At 67.3% G+C, this 5,832-nt stretch carries 6 protein-coding genes; 4 read left to right on the top strand and 2 right to left on the bottom strand.

What is annotated here, in order from left to right; genetic code table 11:
- The 3 genes from guaB to VFA16_RS16615 form a co-directional block, all read left to right on the top strand.
- The coding region (gene guaB, locus VFA16_RS16605; RefSeq protein WP_324968869.1) for an IMP dehydrogenase at window positions 1-771 on the top strand (771 nt) is incomplete at its 5' end.
- A 20-nt stretch (window positions 772-791) separates the two neighbouring features.
- Complete coding sequence (locus VFA16_RS16610) at window positions 792-1,919, top strand: GuaB3 family IMP dehydrogenase-related protein (RefSeq protein WP_324968874.1); 1,128 nt, start codon at window positions 792-794, stop codon at window positions 1,917-1,919.
- Between the two features lie 16 nt (window positions 1,920-1,935).
- Window positions 1,936-3,669 carry a GMC family oxidoreductase gene (locus VFA16_RS16615; RefSeq protein WP_324968870.1) on the top strand — a complete coding sequence of 578 codons (1,734 nt, stop codon included), beginning with the start codon at window positions 1,936-1,938 and terminating at the stop codon, window positions 3,667-3,669.
- 1 nt (window position 3,670) lies between these two features.
- Here the strand turns inward: VFA16_RS16615 and VFA16_RS16620 are convergent, their stop codons facing one another.
- Window positions 3,671-4,567, bottom strand: coding sequence for a TauD/TfdA family dioxygenase (locus VFA16_RS16620; RefSeq protein WP_324968871.1), 897 nt, complete (start codon window positions 4,565-4,567; stop codon window positions 3,671-3,673).
- A 59-nt stretch (window positions 4,568-4,626) separates the two neighbouring features.
- Between VFA16_RS16620 and VFA16_RS16625 the strand changes: the two genes are divergently transcribed.
- Window positions 4,627-5,190 carry a helix-turn-helix domain-containing protein gene (locus VFA16_RS16625; RefSeq protein WP_324968872.1) on the top strand — a complete coding sequence of 188 codons (564 nt, stop codon included), beginning with the start codon at window positions 4,627-4,629 and terminating at the stop codon, window positions 5,188-5,190.
- A gap of 18 nt (window positions 5,191-5,208) precedes the next feature.
- On the opposite strand, the gene VFA16_RS16630 is transcribed toward VFA16_RS16625, so the two are convergent.
- The coding region (locus VFA16_RS16630) for a glycosyl hydrolase family 65 protein (RefSeq protein WP_324968873.1) at window positions 5,209-5,832 on the bottom strand (624 nt) is incomplete at its 5' end.

A 5,832-nucleotide genomic window follows, 5' to 3' on the forward strand; every position in this document is an offset into this window, starting at 1 on the left:
GACGTGCTGGTCGTCGACACCGCGCATGCCCACAACCGGCTGGTGCTCGAGATGGTGGGCAAGCTCAAGGCCGAAATCGGCGACCGGGTCGAGGTCGTCGGCGGCAACGTCGCCACCCGGTCGGCGGCCGCGGCGCTGGTCGAGGCCGGCGCCGACGCGGTCAAAGTCGGTGTGGGGCCGGGATCGATCTGCACCACCCGAGTCATCGCGGGTGTCGGGGCGCCACAAATTACGGCGATTTTGGAAGCCGTTGCGGTGTGCGGCCCGGCCGGTGTGCCGGTGATCGCCGACGGGGGACTGCAGTACTCCGGCGACATCGCCAAAGCGCTGGCCGCCGGTGCGTCGACGGCCATGCTGGGTTCGCTGCTGGCGGGCACCGCCGAAGCCCCCGGTGAGCTGATCTTCGTCAACGGCAAGCAGTACAAGAGTTACCGCGGCATGGGGTCGCTGGGCGCCATGCGGGGTCGAAGCCTTTCCGGAGGGGAGGGCAAGTCGTACTCCAAAGACCGCTACTTCGCCGACGACGCTTTGAGCGAGGACAAGCTGGTACCCGAAGGCATCGAAGGCCGAGTACCGTTCCGCGGGCCGCTGTCGACGGTGATCCACCAGCTCACCGGTGGACTGCGCGCCGCGATGGGCTACACCGGCGCCACGACTATCGAGCAGCTGCAGCAGGCGCAGTTCGTCCGGATCACCGCGGCAGGCCTCAAAGAGAGCCACCCGCACGACATCACCATGACCGTCGAAGCGCCGAACTACTACGTGCGGTGAATTGGTCGCACATGCGTGACATGGTCGAGATCGGCATGGGCCGCACGGCCCGTCGCACCTATGAACTCGACGACGTCAACATCGTGCCGTCCCGGCGTACCCGCTCCTCGAAAGACGTCTCGACGGCCTGGCAGCTCGACGCCTACCGGTTCGAGATTCCCGTCGTCTCCCACCCCACCGACGCGCTGGTGTCCCCCGAGTTCGCCATCGAGCTCGGCCGGCTGGGCGGGCTCGCGGTGCTCAACGGCGAAGGGCTGATCGGCCGGCACGCCGACTATCACGCCAAGATCGCCCAGGTAGTAGAGGCAGCCGCTAAAGAGCCCGAGCCGTCGGCGGCTATCCGGCTGCTGCAACAGCTGCATGCCGCGCCGCTGGACCCCGACCTGCTGGGCGCGGCAGTGGCCCGCATTCGCGAGGCCGGGGTAGTCACCGCGGTGCGGGTCAGCCCGCAGAACGCTCAGGCGCTGACGCCCTCGTTGGTGGCGGCCGGGGTGGACCTGCTTGTCATCCAGGGCACCATCGTCTCCGCCGAACGGGTGGCCAGCGACGGTGAGCCGCTCAACCTCAAGACGTTCATCGCCGAGCTCGACGTGCCGGTGGTGGCCGGCGGTGTGCTCGACCACCGCACCGCCCTGCATCTGATGCGCACCGGCGCTGCCGGGGTCATCGTCGGCTACGGCTCCACCGAGGGAGTGACCACCAGCGACGAGGTGCTCGGCATCAGCGTGCCGATGGCCACCGCCATCGCGGACGCTGCCGCCGCCCGCCGCGAATACCTCGACGAAACAGGCGGCCGCTACGTGCATGTGCTGGCCGACGGCGACATCCACACCTCCGGCGATCTTGCCAAGGCCATCGCCTGCGGCGCCGACGCGGTGGTGCTGGGCACGCCGCTGGCCGAGGCCGCTGAGGCGCTCGGTGACGGGTGGTTTTGGCCGGCGGCGGCCGCCCACCCGTCGCTGCCACGTGGCGCGCTGCTGCAAGTCGCGGTCGGGGAGCGGGCTCCGCTGCGGCAGGTGCTGGGCGGCCCGTCCGACGATCCGTTCGGGTCGCTGAATCTCGTCGGTGGACTGCGCCGCTCGATGGCCAAGGCCGGCTATTGCGACCTGAAGGAATTCCAGAAGGTCGGGCTGACGGTCGGCAGCTGAAGGTTAGGCTGGGCCGATGGAACCTGACTACGACGTCTTGATCATCGGTTCGGGTTTCGGGGGCAGCGTCACCGCGCTTCGGCTGACGGAGAAGGGGTATCGCGTCGGGGTCCTCGAAGCCGGTCGCCGGTTCGCCGATCACGAGTTCGCCAAGACCTCGTGGAACCTACGCAGATTCCTGTGGGCGCCCAAGCTGGGCTGCTATGGCATCCAGCGCATCCATCTGCTGCGCAACGTGATGATCCTGGCCGGCGCCGGCGTGGGCGGTGGATCGCTGAACTATGCCAACACCCTGTATGTGCCGCCGGAGCCGTTCTTCAATGACCGACAGTGGTCGCACATCACCGACTGGCGCGCCGAGCTTATGCCGCACTACGAGCAGGCGCAGCGGATGCTCGGCGTCGTGCGCAACCCGACGTTCACCGACGCCGACCGCATCGTCAAGGAGGTCGCCGACGAGATGGGCTTCGGCGACACCTGGGTGCCGACTCCGGTAGGGGTGTTCTTCGGCCCGGACGGCAAGAAAGCGCCCGGTAAGACGGTGCCCGACCCGTATTTCGGCGGCGCGGGCCCTGCTCGCACCGGCTGCCGCGAAGTCGGCGAGTGCATGACCGGCTGTCGGCACGGCGCCAAGAACACGCTGGTGAAGAACTACCTCTATCTCGCGGAAAGCGCTGGCACGCAAGTGCATCCGATGACCACGGTCACCGGCTTCGAGCAGCTGCCCGATGGGACGTGGCGGGTGCAGACGGTGCGCACCGGCCGCTGGCTGCGCAGGCAGAAAAAGGCATACACAGCAACGCATCTGGTGCTGGCCGCCGGAACCTGGGGCACGCAGCACCTGCTGTTCAAGATGCGCGACAAGGGCAAGCTGCCCAAGCTGTCCGAGCGGCTCGGCGTGCTCACCCGCACCAACTCTGAATCCATCGTCGGTGCCGGAAAGCTAGAAGTCTCACCGGATCTCGACCTCACCCATGGTGTGGCGATCACGTCGTCGATCCACCCCAGCTCCGACACCCACATCGAGCCGGTGCGCTACGGCAAGGGCTCCAACGCGATGGGGCTGCTGCAGACATTGATGACCGACGGGCCGGGCCCCGAGGGAAGCGATGTGCCCCGCTGGCGACAGTTGATCCGGCAGGCCCGTGAAGATCCGCGCGGCACCTTACGGTTGCTCAACGTGCGCCAGTGGAGCGAGCGGACATTGATCGCGCTGGTGATGCAAAACCTGGACAACTCGATCACCACGTTCACCAAGCGCGGGTTGCTAGGCCGGCGGTATTCCAGCAAGCAGGGCCACGGCGAGCCCAACCCGACGTGGATTCCGGTCGGCAACACGGTAACTCGACGCATCGCGGAGAAGATCGACGGCGTCGCTGGCGGGACCTGGGGAGAGCTGTTCAATATCCCGCTGACGGCGCACTTCCTAGGCGGCGCGGCGATCGGGGACAGCCCGGAAACCGGCGTCATCGACCCCTATCAGCGGGTGTACGCCTATCCGACGCTGTCCGTACACGACGGTGCTGCGATCTCGGCGAATCTTGGTGTCAACCCGTCACTTTCCATCACCGCGCAAGCCGAGCGGGCTGCCTCGCTGTGGCCCAACAAGGGGCAGGAGGACCTGCGGCCGAGCCAGGGTGAGCCCTATCGCCGCCTGGAGCCGATTGCGCCCAAGCAGCCCGTGGTGCCCGCCGACGCGCCGGGGGCGCTGCGGTGGCTGCCGATCGAGCCGATCAGCTCGGCCGGCTAGCCTAGCCCGCCACCGCTGCCAGCGGCGCTCCGCTGATCACTCGGCTGCGTTGCCCGTGCACGTCGACGGGCACATCGCCCATCAAGGTCACCCGGTGCATGAGCCGATGCTGGTCGTCGTAGTCGTCGACGGCCCGGTGCTGGGTGGCCCGGTTGTCCCAGATAGCGACATCGCCGTGCTCCCAGTTCCATCGAATGGTGTTTTCCGGCAGGGTGATTCGCCGTTGCAGCAACTCGAGCAGCACATGTGACTCGTGGTTGTCCAGGCCGACGAACCCGCGGACGAAATCCCCGGCTAGCAGTGTGCGTTCACCAGTCTCCGGGTGCACCCGCACCACCGGATGCTCGGTGCGGAAATCGGGCTTTTCGAACGCCTCCCGAAACGCGCGCTGCTCGTCGTTCATCACGTCGGTCACGACGTAGTCGAATCGGTTGCTGTGCAACGCCCACAGATTTTCGGTGAAGTGCTTGAGCGGTTCGGGCAGCGCCGCATATGCCGCGGCGGTCGATGCCCACAGCGTCGAGCCGCCGTAGCTGGGCAGATCGACGGCCCGCAGGATCGATGCCGCCGGATAGTTCGCGACGAACGTGACATCGGTGTGCCAGCGGGTCGCCTTGCCGTATTCGGAGTTGATCGGGGTGATGACGGGCGCGTTCTCTGCAGCGAGATATTTCGCGGCCGGGTGACCGATCGGAGTGCCCAGCAATCGGGCGAAGGCCAGCTGCTCGGCGTCGTCGAGGTGGTGCTGGCCGCGGAAGAAGATCACCCGGTGGCCTAACAGCACTCGGCGAATTGCGTCGACCATGGGGGCGTCGAGGTCACCACCGAGACGCACCCCGTCGATTCGGGCACCGATCCGGCTGCCGAGCTTGGTGACGGTGATCGCAGAAGTGGTCATGCTGGGTCCTTGGGTGCGCCGTTGTGTAGTCGCCTGACTACATACGGTACTGTAGTCATATGACTACGGCGGTGTCAACAGGCGACCAGATTCCCGTGGGGCGGCAACATGTTGCGGCGGCGATCCTGGCGGCCGCAGCCGACCTGTTCGCCGAGCGCGGTCCGGCTGCGACGTCGATCCGCGATATCGCCGCCAGGTCAAAGGTCAACCACGGCTTGGTGTTTCGCCACTTCGGCACCAAGGAACAGTTGGTCGGGGCAGTGCTCGATCACTTGGGGATGACGACGACCGCGTTGCTGCAGAACGGTGCGCCGGCGGCGGAGGTTGAGCAGGCTTTCGACCGGCATATGCGGGTGATGGCCCGCGCATTGCTCGACGGCTATCCGGCGGGGCAGCTGCAGAGCCGGTTTCCCGGCGTGTCGCAGCTGCTGGATCAGGTTCGGCCACGGCACGACAGCGACCGCGAGGCACGCTTGGCTGTCGCCAATGCCGTTGCGCTGCAATTAGGCTGGCGGTTGTTCGAGCCGTTCTTGCGCTCAGCTGCCGGTATCGAGGAGCTGGCCGACGACGACGTGCGTCAGGCGGTGGGCGATGAAGTGGCCCGGATCATCGAACCGCACTGACCGCCCCCGGATCGTCCGTTAGCCCTCGGCTGCTCGAGGCGACGGGCCGGTCTGCGCCGCAAGGCGGCGTGACGCGACGGTGCGCCGGTGTACCGGTTCCCGGCCCGGCGGCTGATGCGGCGGCGGCAGCATCGGTTCGCGGACCCGCACCGGAACGGTCGTCGGCTCTTCGGTGCTGAGCTCGAGCTCTTCACCGGCATGCCGGATCGTGAGCTTGCCGTCAGGCCCATCGCGCAAGGTGTAGGTGACGTCGTCGTGGGTGGCGCACACGGTCAGCCGGCAGCCTTGCCAGCGCAACCGGAACCGCAGGCACGCCATGGCATCAGGCAGCTGCGGGTCGAGCGACAAGATCGCTTCGTCGTCACGCAGTCCGCCGAACCCGGCGACCAGCGCGGTCCAGGCACCGGCCAACGACGCCATGTGCAGCCCGTCGCGGGTGTTGGCGTGCAGGTCGCGCAGGTCGATCAGCGCCGCCTCGTAGGCGTAGTCGTGAGCCAGCTCCAAGTGGCCCACCTCGGCGCACATCACCGCCTGGGTGCATGCCGACAGCGACGAGTCGCGCACGGTGCGCCGCTCGTAATAGTCGACATTGCGGGCCTTCTGTTCAGGCGTGAACGCGTGGCTCTGCCACTGCATCGCCAG

Origin of the sequence: Mycobacterium sp. (assembly GCF_035653355.1) — a bacterium.
In the GTDB taxonomy this organism is placed as follows: domain Bacteria; phylum Actinomycetota; class Actinomycetes; order Mycobacteriales; family Mycobacteriaceae; genus Mycobacterium.

What these genes read in the sequence shown, in the direction of transcription:
- VFA16_RS16625 (WP_324968872.1), top strand. Translation starts at nt 4,627, where the DNA reads ATGACTACGGCGGTGTCAACAGGCGACCAGATTCCCGTGGGGCGGCAA.
- VFA16_RS16610 (WP_324968874.1), top strand. Translation starts at nt 792, where the DNA reads ATGGTCGAGATCGGCATGGGCCGCACGGCCCGTCGCACCTATGAACTC.
- VFA16_RS16615 (WP_324968870.1), top strand. Translation starts at nt 1,936, where the DNA reads ATGGAACCTGACTACGACGTCTTGATCATCGGTTCGGGTTTCGGGGGC.
- VFA16_RS16620 (WP_324968871.1), bottom strand. Translation starts at nt 4,567, where the DNA reads ATGACCACTTCTGCGATCACCGTCACCAAGCTCGGCAGCCGGATCGGT.